General features: G+C 48.5%; 6 protein-coding genes, 15 tRNA genes and 3 rRNA genes. 22 read left to right on the top strand and 2 right to left on the bottom strand.

Features of this window, described 5'->3' with window-relative positions:
- Positions 1-4: 4 nt before the first annotated feature.
- On the bottom strand, positions 5-670 hold the full coding sequence (locus tag BBEV_RS03245; RefSeq protein ID WP_232318297.1) for a biotin transporter BioY: 666 nt from the start codon (positions 668-670) through the stop codon (positions 5-7).
- A 134-nt stretch (positions 671-804) separates the two neighbouring features.
- Here BBEV_RS03245 and BBEV_RS03250 point away from each other — a divergent pair, with 134 nt between their 5' ends.
- The 19 genes from BBEV_RS03250 to BBEV_RS03340 all read left to right on the top strand — a co-directional run bounded on the left by BBEV_RS03250 (position 805) and on the right by BBEV_RS03340 (position 8,369).
- A complete protein-coding gene (locus tag BBEV_RS03250; protein WP_069364167.1) occupies positions 805-1,617 on the top strand; it encodes a molybdopterin-binding domain-containing protein in 813 nt (270 codons plus the stop codon).
- Between the two features lie 406 nt (positions 1,618-2,023).
- Positions 2,024-3,590: ribosomal RNA gene (locus BBEV_RS03255) — 16S ribosomal RNA — on the top strand.
- 258 nt (positions 3,591-3,848) lie between these two features.
- Positions 3,849-6,782: ribosomal RNA gene (locus BBEV_RS03260) — 23S ribosomal RNA — on the top strand.
- Positions 6,783-6,879: 97 nt separating this feature from the next.
- Positions 6,880-6,996: ribosomal RNA gene (rrf, locus tag BBEV_RS03265) — 5S ribosomal RNA — on the top strand.
- Together the 16S, 23S and 5S rRNA genes with 15 tRNA genes alongside form the textbook arrangement of a ribosomal RNA operon.
- 10 nt (positions 6,997-7,006) lie before the next feature.
- Positions 7,007-7,082: transfer RNA gene (locus BBEV_RS03270), tRNA-Ala, on the top strand.
- Positions 7,083-7,124: 42 nt separating this feature from the next.
- Positions 7,125-7,201 (top strand) — tRNA-Met (locus BBEV_RS03275).
- A gap of 9 nt (positions 7,202-7,210) precedes the next feature.
- A tRNA-Ser gene (locus BBEV_RS03280) sits at positions 7,211-7,303 on the top strand.
- A 20-nt stretch (positions 7,304-7,323) separates the two neighbouring features.
- Positions 7,324-7,399 (top strand) — tRNA-Asp (locus BBEV_RS03285).
- 32 nt (positions 7,400-7,431) lie between these two features.
- Positions 7,432-7,516: transfer RNA gene (locus BBEV_RS03290), tRNA-Tyr, on the top strand.
- 16 nt (positions 7,517-7,532) lie between these two features.
- Positions 7,533-7,606, top strand: a tRNA-Trp gene (locus BBEV_RS03295).
- An 8-nt stretch (positions 7,607-7,614) separates the two neighbouring features.
- Positions 7,615-7,690 (top strand) — tRNA-His (locus BBEV_RS03300).
- A gap of 21 nt (positions 7,691-7,711) precedes the next feature.
- Positions 7,712-7,786 (top strand) — tRNA-Gln (locus BBEV_RS03305).
- Between the two features lie 5 nt (positions 7,787-7,791).
- Positions 7,792-7,866 (top strand) — tRNA-Gly (locus tag BBEV_RS03310).
- 7 nt (positions 7,867-7,873) lie between these two features.
- Positions 7,874-7,950 (top strand) — tRNA-Arg (locus BBEV_RS03315).
- 1 nt (position 7,951) lies between these two features.
- Positions 7,952-8,025, top strand: a tRNA-Gly gene (locus BBEV_RS03320).
- 6 nt (positions 8,026-8,031) lie between these two features.
- A tRNA-Ile gene (locus tag BBEV_RS03325) sits at positions 8,032-8,108 on the top strand.
- Positions 8,109-8,114: 6 nt separating this feature from the next.
- A tRNA-Asn gene (locus BBEV_RS03330) sits at positions 8,115-8,189 on the top strand.
- A 23-nt stretch (positions 8,190-8,212) separates the two neighbouring features.
- Positions 8,213-8,287: transfer RNA gene (locus tag BBEV_RS03335), tRNA-Glu, on the top strand.
- 6 nt (positions 8,288-8,293) lie between these two features.
- Positions 8,294-8,369: transfer RNA gene (locus BBEV_RS03340), tRNA-Lys, on the top strand.
- Positions 8,370-8,537: 168 nt separating this feature from the next.
- On the opposite strand, the gene BBEV_RS03350 is transcribed toward BBEV_RS03340, so the two are convergent.
- A complete protein-coding gene (locus BBEV_RS03350) occupies positions 8,538-9,410 on the bottom strand; it encodes a DUF6612 family protein (RefSeq protein ID WP_069364169.1) in 873 nt (290 codons plus the stop codon).
- 590 nt (positions 9,411-10,000) lie between these two features.
- Here BBEV_RS03350 and BBEV_RS03355 point away from each other — a divergent pair.
- The 3 genes from BBEV_RS03355 to BBEV_RS03365 are packed head-to-tail and all read left to right on the top strand — an operon-like array spanning position 10,001 to position 13,153.
- The gene (locus BBEV_RS03355; protein WP_069364170.1) at positions 10,001-10,828 is read left to right on the top strand and encodes an electron transfer flavoprotein subunit beta/FixA family protein; all 828 of its coding nucleotides are present in this window, start codon (positions 10,001-10,003) and stop codon (positions 10,826-10,828) included.
- Complete coding sequence (locus tag BBEV_RS03360) at positions 10,828-11,865, top strand: electron transfer flavoprotein subunit alpha/FixB family protein (RefSeq protein WP_069366577.1); 1,038 nt, start codon at positions 10,828-10,830, stop codon at positions 11,863-11,865. The genes BBEV_RS03355 and BBEV_RS03360 overlap by 1 nt, the downstream gene beginning before the upstream one ends.
- Positions 11,858-13,153 carry an FAD-dependent oxidoreductase gene (locus BBEV_RS03365; protein WP_069364171.1) on the top strand — a complete coding sequence of 432 codons (1,296 nt, stop codon included), beginning with the start codon at positions 11,858-11,860 and terminating at the stop codon, positions 13,151-13,153. The genes BBEV_RS03360 and BBEV_RS03365 overlap by 8 nt, the downstream gene beginning before the upstream one ends.
- The last annotated feature ends 1 nt before the right edge of the window (position 13,154 follow it).

A 13,154-nucleotide genomic window follows, 5' to 3' on the forward strand; every position in this document is an offset into this window, starting at 1 on the left:
GCTGCTAAGATGACTGATGTTTAACTTCCCTTTCATTGGAAGCATAATTGAATGCTTCTTTTTTTCGAAATGAAAATGCGGGGGTTCGAAGTAAACGGACTGACAGCATGGTCATGACGACGGTGACAATGATATCTTTAACAAAAAAAGGTGTCATCATGATTGATGCTCCTGTTAGTGAAACTGTATCTTCGGCGATCAGATTTAAATAGCCAAACAAGTAAAAGGTGCCGACTATGTAATGAATCAGCATAGCACTCATAGCGGCGATTGCGATCCTTGGTGAATCGATCGATTTTGCAGTTAACGTGCCACTGATCAGAGCAGCTATGGGAAACGATAATAAAAAACCGGCAGTGGGCAGGAAAAATGCCTGTGCACTCATGAAGCCTGCAAACACCGGTATCCCGAATAATCCAAGCAACAAATAGCCGATGATGGCCAGGGTGCCGTATAATGGCCCGAGTAATATGCCGCTCAGTACTGCCATACCCGATTGTAAAGTGAGTGGAATAGGGCCTATCATTATAAATGCACCAATATTCGCAGTGATCGCCATCAAGGCAATCATGACCCCGGAATAAACAATCATGACATTTTTCTTCACGAAAAGATCCCTCGTTTCTGTTATGAATGATGTGATGGCTATACTGTAATCGATTAAAAACACTAATGTCAACAGCAATGCAAATATGGTTTACAATATAGTCACTAAGCGTTCACCTTTATCTGTTTGAGATCGAGTTCACATGTGATAAAATTAAAAAAAGATGTGAATGATTGAACAATCAAAGGAGAATGAACATGCTGAACAATCTAATCAATGACACGATCGATTTTTCGGCTGGCTTGACGGCCGAAAACCCTGTTGATGATCCTCCAAAAAGTATCAAAACGGAAGAAATCATTGAATTAACGATGACAAAACGGGTTCCACTTTCGGATAGTACCGCTATGAATAAAATGATGATCTGGATCACTGAACCGGGACGCAGTCATATGATTTCCAAAATGACGCAACGTTGGATGCGCGAGGGAAAAGATGTGATAGTGATATCTGACCGGACGCTTCCTTTGCCGGATGGCGTAACATTTCACCTTGTTCAGCAAGGGACGCAGGGGATTCTAGCCAGTGGTCTGCTCAATCGGCTGGTCAATGAATGCCGATGCAAGGCAGAAGATATTTTTGCGACAGAAACAATGTATGGAGCGTACAAAGAACTGTTAAGATCATATTCGGAACGTTTCGTTTGTCAACAAACAGGGTTGAGTGAAAAGGCTTATCTGGATTTAGCGCATATGGTCACCAATGATCATTCCATCGGGTTCTTCTTTCCACATGAAGAAATCAACTGTGAACACTTACAGTCCTTCCGTGCAGCTTTGCTGATTCCGCTGGTCATGCAAGGGTGTAACAATCAACTGTCATTGCCTGTGTTTCTTGGAAATGGCCGAAAGCAGGTTGTAGGCATATCAAGGGACGCAAACCGTTCAATGAGTCGCTTTCAATCGATTCAAAACAAGAATAAAAAAGAGAGATCAGGGAAAATGACTTTTGCTATTTATGTCGATGATATCGCTGATCGTTTTGAAGTCGATCCTTTTCCACTGGCGTGATGAAAAGAAATGATATTACTGTGATCGATCCGGACAGTGACTTCGTTGTCCGGATATTTATTTTTTTCATAAAAGTCATTGCATCTGCACCTTGCATTTGTTATATTACTTATTGTCGCAAAAACAGCGGCGGCCAGATATCATTGACGGTAATTGCGAGAAAATATTTTAAAATAGTATTGACGCGAAGAACTTTAAAATGATATCATTTAAAAGTCGCCAAAACAGCGGCAACTGATTTTTGACCTTTGAAAACTAAACAAAAAACCAAGCAAAAGAAGTGGGATATATGAATAAGATATCCCGTCAATGAAAATCCAATGTGTCATCAACATTGGTATGATGCTAGCGCATCAAACTTCAGATGAACGCGGAAGAAAATGCCTGAGGCATTGGACGCCACACTTTATCGGAGAGTTTGATCCTGGCTCAGGACGAACGCTGGCGGCATGCCTAATACATGCAAGTCGAGCGCAGGAAGCTAACAGAAGCCTTCGGGTGGACGTCAGTGGAATGAGCGGCGGACGGGTGAGTAACACGTGGGCAACCTGCCCTGCAGACCGGGACAACCTCGTGAAAACGAGGCTAATACCGGATGACCGTAAGTATCGCATGGTACCTACGTAAAAGAGGGGATTCGTCCTCTCACTGCAGGATGGGCCCGCGGCGCATTAGCTGGTTGGTGAGGTAAGGGCTCACCAAGGCGACGATGCGTAGCCGACCTGAGAGGGTGATCGGCCACACTGGGACTGAGACACGGCCCAGACTCCTACGGGAGGCAGCAGTAGGGAATCATCCGCAATGGGCGAAAGCCTGACGGTGCAATGCCGCGTGAACGATGAAGGTTCTCGGATCGTAAAGTTCTGTTATGAGGGAAGAACAAGTGCCGTTTGAATAAGGCGGCACCTTGACGGTACCTCACGAGAAAGCCCCGGCTAACTACGTGCCAGCAGCCGCGGTAATACGTAGGGGGCAAGCGTTGTCCGGAATTATTGGGCGTAAAGCGCGCGCAGGCGGTCTCTTAAGTCTGATGTGAAAGCCCACGGCTCAACCGTGGAGGGTCATTGGAAACTGGGGGACTTGAGTGTAAGAGAGGAAAGTGGAATTCCACGTGTAGCGGTGAAATGCGTAGATATGTGGAGGAACACCAGTGGCGAAGGCGACTTTCTGGCTTACAACTGACGCTGAGGCGCGAAAGCGTGGGGAGCAAACAGGATTAGATACCCTGGTAGTCCACGCCGTAAACGATGAGTGCTAGGTGTTAGGGGTTTCGATACCCTTAGTGCCGAAGTTAACACATTAAGCACTCCGCCTGGGGAGTACGGCCGCAAGGCTGAAACTCAAAGGAATTGACGGGGGCCCGCACAAGCAGTGGAGCATGTGGTTTAATTCGAAGCAACGCGAAGAACCTTACCAGGTCTTGACATCCTCTGAACATCCAGGAGACTGGGTTTTCCCCTTCGGGGGACAGAGTGACAGGTGGTGCATGGTTGTCGTCAGCTCGTGTCGTGAGATGTTGGGTTAAGTCCCGCAACGAGCGCAACCCCTGATCTTAGTTGCCAGCATTCAGTTGGGCACTCTAAGGTGACTGCCGGTGATAAACCGGAGGAAGGTGGGGATGACGTCAAATCATCATGCCCCTTATGACCTGGGCTACACACGTGCTACAATGGATGGTACAATGGGTCGCGAAGCCGCGAGGTGGAGCCAATCCCATAAAGCCATTCTCAGTTCGGATTGCAGGCTGCAACTCGCCTGCATGAAGCCGGAATTGCTAGTAATCGCGGATCAGCATGCCGCGGTGAATACGTTCCCGGGCCTTGTACACACCGCCCGTCACACCACGAGAGTTTGTAACACCCGAAGTCGGTGAGGTAACCTTAGGGAGCCAGCCGCCGAAGGTGGGACAGATGATTGGGGTGAAGTCGTAACAAGGTATCCGTACCGGAAGGTGCGGATGGATCACCTCCTTTCTAAGGAGACTTGCTGGAAACCTCCGGTTTTCAGATAAGCTCAACCTTTTTACTTTTGCCTCTGGTTTTTGTTTAGTTTTGAAGGGTTAATCCTCTTCAGTGACCTTTGAAAACTGAATAACGAAATGACGAAACATCATGAATCACCGGTGAATCATCTATTATGAATCCTATTCAAATAGAGAGGAACCGAGTGTCTTGAATTCAAACGTTAAGGTTAAAACGACGCCAAAGAAAGCCTGTGGGAACACAGGAAATGGTTAAGCAAGAAAGGGCGCACGGTGGATACCTTGGCACTAGGAGCCGATGAAGGACGGGACGAACACCGATATGCTTCGGGGAGCTGTAAGTAAGCGTTGATCCGGAGATTTCCGAATGGGGGAACCCACCATCCGTAATGGGATGGGAGCCATACCTGAATCCATAGGGTAATGGCAGGCAGACCCGGGGAACTGAAACATCTTAGTACCCGGAGGAAGAGAAAGCAAAAGCGATTTCCTGAGTAGCGGCGAGCGAAACGGAAACAGCCCAAACCGAAAGGCTTGCCTTTCGGGGTTGTAGGACACTCCATTGGAGTTACAAAGAGAGAGCGTAGGTGAAGCGACCTGGAAAGGTCCGCGGGACAAGGTAAAAGCCCTGTAGCCGAAACGTTCCCTCCTCCGGAGTGGATCCTGAGTACGGCGGGTCACGTGAAACCCCGTCGGAATCCGGGAGGACCATCTCCCAAGGCTAAATACTTCCTAGTGACCGATAGTGAACCAGTACCGTGAGGGAAAGGTGAAAAGCACCCCGGAAGGGGAGTGAAACAGATCTTGAAACCGTGTGCCTACAAGTAGTTGGAGCCCGTTAATGGGTGACAGCGTGCCTTTTGTAGAATGAACCGGCGAGTTGTGATCACGTGCAAGGTTAAGCTGAAGAGGCGGAGCCGCAGCGAAAGCGAGTCTGAACAGGGCGAATAAGTACGTGGTTGCAGACCCGAAACCAGGTGATCTACCCATGTCCAGGGTGAAGTTCAGGTAACACTGAATGGAGGCCCGAACCCACGCACGTTGAAAAGTGCGGGGATGAGGTGTGGGTAGGGGTGAAATGCCAATCGAACCTGGAGATAGCTGGTTCTCCCCGAAATAGCTTTAGGGCTAGCCTCGAGGGAAGAGTATTGGAGGTAGAGCACTGATTGGACTAGGGGTCCCTACAGGATTACCGAATTCAGTCAAACTCCGAATGCCAAATACTTATCCTCGGGAGTCAGACTGCGAGTGCTAAGATCCGTAGTCAAGAGGGAAACAGCCCAGACCATCAGCTAAGGTCCCCAAGTATACGTTAAGTGGAAAAGGATGTGGAGTTGCTTAGACAACCAGGATGTTGGCTTAGAAGCAGCCATCATTGAAAGAGTGCGTAATAGCTCACTGGTCGAGTGACTCTGCGCCGAAAATGTACCGGGGCTAAACGTATCACCGAAGCTATGGCTGAACACCTTCGGGTGTTCGGGGTAGGGGAGCGTTCTAAGGGCGTAGAAGCATGACCGCAAGGACATGTGGAGCGCTTAGAAGTGAGAATGCCGGTATGAGTAGCGAAAAGAGGGGTGAGAATCCCCTCCGTCGAAAGCCTAAGGTTTCCTGAGGAAGGCTCGTCCGCTCAGGGTTAGTCGGGTCCTAAGCCGAGGCTGAAAAGCGTAGGCGATGGCAAACAGGTTGATATTCCTGTACCACCACGTTTCCATTTGAGCAATGGGGGGACGCAGGAAGATAGGGTAAGCGCACCGCTGGACGTGTGCGTCGAAGCAGTGAGGCTGGTTATGAGGCAAATCCCGTAACCGTAAGGTTGAGCTGTGATCGCGAGTGAATTAAGTAGCGAAGTTCCTGATTCTACACTGCCAAGAAAAGCCTCTAGCGAGGAAACAGGTGCCCGTACCGCAAACCGACACAGGTAGGCGGGATGAGAATTCTAAGACGCGCGGGAGAACTCTCGTTAAGGAACTCGGCAAAATGACTCCGTAACTTCGGGAGAAGGAGTGCTCCCCAGGGTGAACAGCCTGGGGGAGCCGCAGTGAATAGGCCCAAACGACTGTTTATCAAAAACACAGGTCTCTGCGAAGCCGCAAGGCGAAGTATAGGGGCTGACACCTGCCCGGTGCTGGAAGGTTAAGAGGAGGGGTTATCCTTTTGGAGAAGCTCTGAATTGAAGCCCCAGTAAACGGCGGCCGTAACTATAACGGTCCTAAGGTAGCGAAATTCCTTGTCGGGTAAGTTCCGACCCGCACGAAAGGTGCAACGATTTGGGCACTGTCTCAACGAGAGACCCGGTGAAATTATATTACCTGTGAAGATGCAGGTTACCCGCGACAGGACGGAAAGACCCCATGGAGCTTTACTGCAGCTTGATATTGGATTTTGGTACAGCTTGTACAGGATAGGTAGGAGCCTTGGAAACCGGAGCGCCAGCTTCGGTGGAGGCAATGGTGGGATACTACCCTTGCTGTACTGAAATTCTAACCTCGAACCGTGATCCGGTTCAGGGACAGTGTCTGGTAGGCAGTTTGACTGGGGCGGTCGCCTCCTAAAGAGTAACGGAGGCGCCCAAAGGTTCCCTCAGAATGGTTGGAAATCATTCGCAGAGTGCAAAGGCATAAGGGAGCTTGACTGCGAGACATACAGGTCGAGCAGGGACGAAAGTCGGGCTTAGTGATCCGGCGGCACCGTATGGAAGGGCCGTCGCTCAACGGATAAAAGCTACCCTGGGGATAACAGGCTAATCTCTCCCAAGAGTCCACATCGACGGGGAGGTTTGGCACCTCGATGTCGGCTCGTCGCATCCTGGGGCTGAAGTAGGTCCCAAGGGTTGGGCTGTTCGCCCATTAAAGCGGCACGCGAGCTGGGTTCAGAACGTCGTGAGACAGTTCGGTCCCTATCCGTCGCGGGCGCAGGAAATTTGAGAGGAGCTGTCCTTAGTACGAGAGGACCGGGATGGACACACCGCTGGTGTACCAGTTGTTCCGCCAGGAGCATCGCTGGGTAGCTACGTGTGGACGGGATAAGTGCTGAAAGCATCTAAGCATGAAGCCCCCCTCAAGATGAGATTTCCCATCACTTCGGTGAGTAAGATCCCTCAGAGACGATGAGGTAGATAGGTCACGTGTGGAAGCATAGCGATATGCGGAGCTGAGTGATACTAATCGATCGAGGGCTTAACCAAAGTTAAGCGAAGTAAGTTAATGTACGAAGGAAAGACATGGATTCATGATCCCCGTCATAGGCGTTATTCAGTTTTGAGTGGTCACACTCAACCATAGTCTGGTGGCGACAGCGAAGAGGTCACACCCGTTCCCATGCCGAACACGGAAGTTAAGCTCTTCAGCGCCGATGATAGTTGGGGGCTGTCCCCCTGTGAAAGTAGGACGTCGCCAGGCATTTTTTATTGGGGCCTTAGCTCAGCTGGGAGAGCGCCTGCCTTGCACGCAGGAGGTCAGCGGTTCGATCCCGCTAGGCTCCACCATTTAAGAGTAATAAATTTCAGTACCATTGCAGCATTTAATATGGCGGTGTAGCTCAGCTGGCTAGAGCGTACGGTTCATACCCGTGAGGTCGGGGGTTCGATCCCCTCCGCCGCTACCATATTTATCCGGAGGAGTACCCAAGTCTGGCTGAAGGGATCGGTCTTGAAAACCGACAGGGGCTTTACCGCCCGCGGGGGTTCGAATCCCTCCTCCTCCGCCATTAATTTTACTATCTGATCTGGTCCCGTGGTGTAGCGGTTAACATGCCTGCCTGTCACGCAGGAGATCGCCGGTTCGATCCCGGTCGGGACCGCCATTTTCATTTTTATATCGATTGTTTTTTACCGTGGAGGGGTAGCGAAGTGGCTAAACGCGGCGGACTGTAAATCCGCTCCCTACGGGTTCGGGGGTTCGAATCCCTCCCCCTCCACCATTTATACAATTAATACAGGGGTATAGTTTAATGGTAAAACGAAGGTCTCCAAAACCTTTGATGCGGGTTCGATTCCTGCTACCCCTGCCATAAGTATGGCGGTTGTGGCGAAGTGGTTAACGCACCGGATTGTGATTCCGGCATTCGTGGGTTCGATTCCCATCAGCCGCCCCATTTTTTTATTTTAATGACTTTAGGGGTATAGCCAAGCGGTAAGGCATCGGGTTTTGATCCCGTGTACCGCAGGTTCGAATCCTGCTACCCCTGCCAAATGTGCGGGAATAGCTCAGTGGTAGAGCACCACCTTGCCAAGGTGGGGGTCGCGGGTTCGAATCCCGTTTCCCGCTCCATGAACAGGCGCCCTTAGCTCAGCTGGATAGAGTGTTTGACTACGAATCAAAAGGTCGGGGGTTCGAATCCCTCAGGGCGCGCCATGCGGGTGTAGTTTAGTGGTAAAACCTCAGCCTTCCAAGCTGATGTCGTGGGTTCGATTCCCATCACCCGCTCCATTTTATGGGCCTATAGCTCAGCTGGTTAGAGCGCACGCCTGATAAGCGTGAGGTCGGTGGTTCGAGTCCACTTAGGCCCACCATACTGTTCCACAGTAGCTCAGTGGTAGAGCAATCGGCTGTTAACCGATCGGTCGTAGGTTCGAATCCTACCTGTGGAGCCATTAAATCTGACTTCTTACTTCCAGGCCCGTTGGTCAAGTGGTTAAGACACCGCCCTTTCACGGCGGTAACACGGGTTCGAATCCCGTACGGGTCACCAATACTGGAGCCATTAGCTCAGTTGGTAGAGCATCTGACTTTTAATCAGAGGGTCGAAGGTTCGAATCCTTCATGGCTCACCATTATTATCGATCACACTCGTCTCATTTTGAGATGGGTGTTTTTTGTGTGAGATTCTCATTGCCCTGCAACACGCGCATTGCCAGGTTGAAAGGTGACCTGTCTCCAAAACGGTAAAAAAGAGAACCGGTTCCGGCTCTCTTTTTGTTTGAGTCGATTTATCTGGCATGTCACATCCCCGGGGTAAATTCATCCTCACTGATTTCCTCGGCATTCTCTAATACCTCGTCAGGGACAGGGATGGGTTCGATGGTGTTAAAGTCAGACATCGTCATTTCACTGGTCTGATTTGTGATCATTTCCTGGCCCATCATATCAAGAGCCATCACCATCGTGATTGATCCGGCAGTTTGATAATAGGTTTCTTTATCAATGGTGATCGAAAAATCGAGTTCCCGGAGTTCCATTGAACCGAAGAGTTCATCCATTCCTTCCATGCCTGGGATGTCTGCATCAAATCCATGAAGTTCCTGCATCAGCTCCTCCATATTCAGATCTTCTGTTTTGAGAGCGATGTAATAATACTCGTCATCTTCTTCCAATGAAAGATCTGCGACATAGTCTTTAAGAAAAGCCAACTGTTCATCGGGGTGAAGCTGAAGATCAGACATTGCAAGGAAATCATCCAGGTAACTCTCAGGGAATTTCATCCATCTATCCATCATGGGATCTTCCATGAATAAACCATCGGTCTCTGTGAAAAACGATTGGTAACTGACTTGTCCTTCAGAGTCATCCATCTCCCCAAATTCATCCATGTCTTCATAATTCATCGTCATATCCTGTTTAAAGGTCATTGGATCCATGGTCATTTCCATCGTTTGTGTCGATCGGACTGACATTGCGTCTTCATCCATGCCGTCAAGCTTCATGGTTTGTAGCATATCCATGTTTAAGACGTACGATTCAACATCATTCATCGTCGTTTGACTCTGCTTTACGATCTCTTCAGCTGATTCCCCTTCTTCAGTGGTGTTGCCGCAAGCACTGACAATGGTCAGAACAGACAGACTGATTCCTGTGTACAACATTTTTTTGAACATGATAGTTGCCTCCAAATTTTTAATTGATAGTCATGACAGTAATACGGGTGAAACCAATTTTTGTTTCAAACAGAGATAAAACCAAATCATCCTTTTGATACAGACAAACCACCACCGCTGTGAATGCGTTTACAATATTGACATAGTAGTAAGTTTAAAAAGTATGACTTTTTAGTGAAATCGATGAAATGAGGTTGTTGCACAAGCGGATTTTTGGTATAAATAACGTAAGGTATCGCTTTCAATCATTCGTATCCCAGCATGTTTTGAAAGTAATCTCTTTTTCAGTCCTGCTGAAATGTATTTGGAAGGAGGCGGAGAAGCTCTGAATCTGAACAAGGCGACGATTTAAGCGCCCATTTCACAAAGAATAATACTTCACACATGAATCACATGCACCTCTAGCATCAAGATGTACACTCTGAGTCAGGTCGCATGTTTTGTCGTAGTGTTTTTCGTGAACGATTGAACAAGATCGAGTTTTAGACGCACCATTCCAATAAGGGGAAATTGGCTGACATGTGGTGAAGAAACAATTGGGGAAGGCAAGTACAGGTATTGTATATTAAATTGAAAGAGGTGGGGCCAGGATGAATATTCTTGTTTGTATCAAACAAGTTCCTGACACGAAGATCATTAAAGTAAATCCAAAAACGAACACCCTTGACCGTTCCAGTGCACCTGCGATTTTGAATCCGTACGATGCTCATGCTGTTGAGGAAGCGGTAAGACTCAAAAAAGAACACGGGGGAAAGGTAATGGTTCTTTCCATGGGTCCGCCGCAGGCTGCCAATGCAATTCGTAAATGCGTGGAAATCGGGGCAGACGAAGGCTTCTTGATTTCCGACCGGAAGTTTGCCGGCGCAGATACTTTAGCAACAAGCTATGCGTTATTCAAGGCGATTGAAAAATTGGAAAAAGAACAGGGAATTGATTTAGTTCTTTGTGGGAAACATGCGATTGACGGGGATACCGGTCAGGTAGGACCAGGCATTGCACGACGAATGGGCATGCCGCCACTGACGAATGTGATTAATGTGAGAAATGTGGACGAAAAGAACAAGAAAATTCAAGTGGATCGTAAAATTGAAGACGGCCATGAAATTATCGAATCAGACCTCCCTTGTCTGTTAACCGTTGAAAAAGAGATCAATCAGGTTGCTTATTCACCTTTTCCGAACATGATGAGAGCAGCGCGCTACAAACCGACCGTCTGGACAGTGGATGACCTGGATGATGTGGATATCAAACAGCTGGGTCTCAAAGGTTCACCGACGATCGTAGGCCGTATGTGGCCACCTGATAAAAGTTCGGGAGCAGAGATTGTTGAAGGCTCAACGGAAGAAAAGGTGAAGAGAGTGGTTTCAGTATTGATGGAGAAACCAGAACTGTTTGCTTCGAAAGGCGGGGAGAAATGATGAATATTGAAGAATACAAAGGCGTTTGGGTATTTATCGAGCAGCGCGACGGAGAGATTTTTGATGTCGGTCTGGAACTCCTTGGAGCAGGCCGGGACTTAGCGGATAAACTGGAAGTGGAGCTTTGCGGAGTACTTCTTGGTGATGGCATTAAAGATAAAGCGGAAGAGCTTTATCAGTATGGTGCAGATACCGTGTATGTCATTGATAATCCAGTCCTCAAGCATTACCGTTCTGAAACGTACATGAAGGCCGTGGGGGATCTTGTCAGAAAATATAAGCCGGAGATTTTTGTTTACGGCGCTACTGCAAATGGTAAAGACCTTGCCAGCGCAGTTGCAACAGAGGTCATGACCGGGCTGACTGCAGATACAACGATGCTTGACATCGATCTTGAAAAGCGGATGTTCGAAGCGAGCCGTCCTGCATTTGGTGGTAACATCATGGCGACGATTCTCTGTAAGAAACACCGTCCGCAAATGGCTACGGTTCGTCCGAAAGTCATGCAAAAGCCTGAGCCGGACCCATCCCGTAAAGGGAAAGTCATTGAAGAAAAGTTTGACATGAAAGAAGAGGATCTTCGCACAAAGGTAGTCGAGATTGTTAAAGCCGCGAAGAAAGGTGCAAACCTTGAAGAAGCCGAAATCATTGTTGCCGGTGGTAAAGGCATCAAAGATGAAAAAGGCTTCAAAATGGTCAAGGATCTTGCAGATGCCATGAATGCCACAGTTGCAGCAAGTCGTGACGTTGTGGAGGCAGGCATCATCGGCCACGAATATCAGGTTGGACAAACCGGGTTGACTGTAACACCAAAAATCTATGTCGCCATCGGTATTTCCGGAGCCGTTCAGCATGTCGTTGGTATGCAAAACTCCGAACTGATCATTGCCATAAACAATGACCCAGATGCAACGATATTCAATGCAGCACACTACGGAATAGTCGGAGACGCTTTTGAAATTGTTCCTATGCTTACGGAAGAATTCAAAAATGCACTGGCTGAAGAACAGGGAAAAGGAGTGACGACGAATGCCTGAAAAATTTGATCTGATCGTCGTAGGCGCCGGTCCTGCAGGGACTGCCTGTGCTTATACGGCTGCACAAAACGGTTTGGATGTCCTGTTGATTGAACGTGGTGAATTCCCAGGTTCGAAAAACGTGATGGGCGGTATTCTTTACAGAAAACAAATGGAAGAGATTATTCCTGAATTCTGGAAAGAAGCCCCGCTCGAGCGCCCGGTTATTGAACAGCGCTTCTGGTTTTTGGATAAAGAATCGATGGTAACAACCAGTTATAAAGGATTGGATTGGGGCCGGGAACCATACAATAAGTTCACCGTTCTCCGCTCCAAGTGGGATAAATGGTTCGCAGATAAGGCAGTGGAACAGGGTGCCCTCCTGATCAACGAAACGGTTGTTACGGAATGTATCGTTGACAATGGCCAAGTCGTCGGTGTCAAAACGGACCGGCCGGACGGGGATGTCTATGCAGACGTAGTTGTTTTGGCAGATGGTGTCAATTCCCTTTTAGGCAAACAACTCGGGTTCCACAATGAGTGGAAGCCTAACGAAGTGGCCTTGACGGTGATGGAAGTACTGAAGCTTGACAAGAAAACCATTAACGAGCGATTCCAAGTGAATGAGGATCAGGGCGTTTCCATTGAAATCTTTGGTGAAGCGACGAAAGGTGCCCTTGGAACATCCTTCTTGTACACGAACAAAGACAGCCTCAATATTGGTGTCGGTACAACGCTCTCCGAAATGATCAAGCGGAAGATCAAGCCCTATGAGCTTCTCGATGAATTGAAAGTGCATCCGATGGTCGCACCGCTGATCGAAGGCAGTGAATCACAGGAGTACCTGGCACACTTGATTCCGGAAGGCGGATTTGATTCCGTACCAAAGCTTGTTGGAAATGGTGTCATGCTCGTAGGTGACGCGGCACAGTTTGTCAACGCGCTTCATCAGGAAGGGTCGAATCTGGCCATGACATCCGGAAAAATGGCTGCAGAAACGGTGATGAAAGCAAAAGAAACAGGTGACTTCTCCGAGAAAGGGCTTGATTCCTACAGAACCGATGTGTATGACAGCTTCATCGGTAAGGACTTGAAAAAATATCGTCATGCGGCGCACACCTTTGAAGAGAACCCACAGTATATGGGTGAGTATATTCCACTTCTCAACCATGCGATGGGCTCATTCTTCACGGTTGATGGAACGCCGAAGTGGGAAAAGCAAAAGAAAATTGCAACGAAAATTACTGCAGGCCGGGGTAAAACCGGACTGGCGAAAGATCTCTACCGGGCATGGAAGGCGGTGAAATAAT

This window comes from Salisediminibacterium beveridgei (assembly GCF_001721685.1).
Classification (GTDB): Bacteria; Bacillota; Bacilli; order Bacillales; family Salisediminibacteriaceae; genus Salisediminibacterium; species Salisediminibacterium beveridgei.

Bases quoted from the DNA above. Each gene is read 5' to 3' on its own strand.
- BBEV_RS03250 (WP_069364167.1), top strand. From the start codon at position 805: ATGCTGAACAATCTAATCAATGACACGATCGATTTTTCGGCTGGCTTG.
- BBEV_RS03350 (WP_069364169.1), bottom strand. From the start codon at position 9,410: ATGTTCAAAAAAATGTTGTACACAGGAATCAGTCTGTCTGTTCTGACC.
- BBEV_RS03355 (WP_069364170.1), top strand. From the start codon at position 10,001: ATGAATATTCTTGTTTGTATCAAACAAGTTCCTGACACGAAGATCATT.
- BBEV_RS03360 (WP_069366577.1), top strand. From the start codon at position 10,828: ATGAATATTGAAGAATACAAAGGCGTTTGGGTATTTATCGAGCAGCGC.
- BBEV_RS03365 (WP_069364171.1), top strand. From the start codon at position 11,858: ATGCCTGAAAAATTTGATCTGATCGTCGTAGGCGCCGGTCCTGCAGGG.